Origin of the sequence: Leucobacter sp. M11 (genome assembly GCF_035726885.1) — a bacterium.
In the GTDB taxonomy this organism is placed as follows: Bacteria; Actinomycetota; Actinomycetes; order Actinomycetales; family Microbacteriaceae; genus JAPFRB01.
On record NZ_JAPFRB010000004.1, the window covers coordinates 130,208 to 132,501 of the forward strand.

Below are 2,294 nucleotides of genomic sequence, written 5' to 3' on the forward strand. Positions count from 1 at the left end.
CGGGGAGACCGCACCCATCGAGGGCTACCGCCGCTCAGCCAGGTACGCGGCGAGGTCGTTGTAGCGGCCGGAGGCGTTGCTGAAGCGCACGACGTTCCGAGCGGCGTCCAGCCAGGGACCGGTCGACGGCTCCACCTCGGCGCGGGCGAGGGCCAGGTGCGCCATCGTGATGGGCTGCACCTCCCCGGCCGCGATCGAATCCAGCATGGCCTTCTCCGCCGCCGTCTCCGTGAGGTGCTGGAGGTCCGCGCCGGAAAAGCCGACGGTCTGCTGCGCGAGCTGGGCGACGTCGATGCCCGCGAGGGGACGCCTGGCCAGGTGCGTGCGGAGGATCGCCGCCCGGGCGTCCGCGTCCGGCGGCGTGACCAGCACCGTGCGATCCAGGCGCCCGGGGCGCAGCAGCGCCTCGTCGAGGTCCCAGGGGTGATTCGTGGCCGCGAGCACGTAGAGGCCGTCGTTATTCCCCGCCATCGAGTCCAGCTCCAGCAGCAGCTGGTTCACCATCTGCCGCAGCCAGGCCGCCGAGCCTTGCAGCGCGGAGCGCTTCATCCCGAGCGCGTCGATCTCGTCGATGAACAGCACGGTCGGGGTCGTCGCCCGGGCCTCGTCGAAGATGCCCTTCAGGTTTTTCTCGGTCTCGCCGATAAATTGGGAGAGCACATCGGTCATGGTCACCGTCAGGAAGCGGGCGCCCAGCTCCCCGGCGATGGCGCGGGCGATGTAGGTCTTGCCGCAGCCGGGCGGCCCGTACAGCAGCAGCCCGCCGCGCAAGGACTTGCCGAAGGCCTGGGCAATGGCCGCATTGCGCATCGGGATGAGAAATGACTCGTTGATCCTGGTCTTGACGGGGTCCAGACCGCCGACGTCGTCGAGGGTCACGGGCGGGGCGGCCGGGGAGCCGGACAGGATCGGGGGCACCTCCGCGTCCTCGGCCTCGCCGATCACCCCGCGCAGCGGCTCGGCGCGGGCGGGGGAGACGAAGGCCGGGGGCACGGAGACCCCGAGATCGCGCTCGGCCTGCGACCAGTCGTAGCCGCTCGCCTCCTCGGCCCTCCCCGCGTCGCCGGAGCCGTCGGAGTCGCCGGAGCCGTCGGAGTCCCCGGAGCCGTCGGAGTCGTCGGAGTCGTCGGAGTCGCCCGATTCGCCGGACACGCTCGGCTCGGCTCTCGTCGCAGCCGGGGTGCCGACCGGACCGGCCGACAGCGCCGCGCTGATCGCGGACAGCTGCGCCAGGGCGGCCGCGTGCTCCGGCTCGGCCTGCAAGACCCGGGTGACGTGCCCGAGCGCCTCCGGGAAACGGCGCTCCGCCGCCAGCAACTCGGCCAGGTGCAGTCGCAACGGCGCGTGCTCCGGGGCCGCCGCAACGGCTGCCGCGAGGGCCTCGATCAGGGGGCTGTCTGTCATGCTGTCCTTCCGAGCGTCGGGGGGACCGGGAGGACCGGTGCCCGTCCGCAGACGCTTCGAGTTTATCCCGCGCTCGCCGCCGGGCGGTCGCGGGCCGCAAGCGCCGCGCCGATGAGCCCCGCGCTGTTCCGGAAGCGAGCCACCAGGATCGGGGTGTCGACCGCGACCAGGGGGAGGAAGGCATCCGCCTCCCGGCTGATCCCGCCGCCGAACACGAAGCGGTCCGGGGAGAACAACACCTCGAGCTTGCCGAAGAAGCGGCTCAGGTGCTCGGCCCACACCCGGAAGCTCAGCCCGTCCCGGCTGACCGCCTTGCCCGAGGCGAAGCGCTCGATGTCCGGATAGCCCGGCAGATCCAGGTGCCCCAGCTCCGCGTTCGGGAACAGGACGCCGTCGTGCAGCAGCGCGCTGCCGATCCCGGTGCCGAAGGTGGTCACGATCGTCGTCCCGGGCAGCCCCGCGGCGGCGCCCAGCCGGGCCTCGGCGACCCCCGCCGCATCCGCGTCGTTCAGCACCGCGACCGGGGCGCCCAGGCGCTCGGTGAGCAGGGCGCGCGCGTCGAGCCCGATCCAGCCCGGGTCAATGTTCGCGGCGCTCAGGGTCACGCCCTGCCGGACCACCGCGGGGAGGCAGACGCCGACGGGGCTCGATTCGGCGAGCCCGGCGTTCGACTCGGCGAGCTCGCCGCGGACGCGCGCCAGGATGTCCGCGACGGTGTCGGCGATGGCCGCGGGGGCCCCGCCCGCCGGGGTGGGCCGCTTGACGCGCGGGGTGAGCAGCTCACCGCTCGCGAGGTCGAGCGCGCCGCCCTTAATCCCGGTGCCGCCGACGTCAATCCCGATCGCGACCCGTTGCGTTCTGGCGGCTGGCTGGTTCATGGCCCCAGCGTA

General features: G+C 73.3%; 2 protein-coding genes. Both read right to left on the bottom strand.

Annotation, left to right across the window (positions count from 1 at the left end):
* Positions 1-24: 24 nt before the first annotated feature.
* Complete coding sequence (locus OOT08_RS12580; protein ID WP_325093089.1) at positions 25-1,404, bottom strand: ATP-binding protein; 1,380 nt, start codon at positions 1,402-1,404, stop codon at positions 25-27.
* A gap of 62 nt (positions 1,405-1,466) precedes the next feature.
* Complete coding sequence (gene ppgK, locus OOT08_RS12585) at positions 1,467-2,282, bottom strand: polyphosphate--glucose phosphotransferase (RefSeq protein WP_325093653.1); 816 nt, start codon at positions 2,280-2,282, stop codon at positions 1,467-1,469.
* Positions 2,283-2,294: the final 12 nt, after the last annotated feature.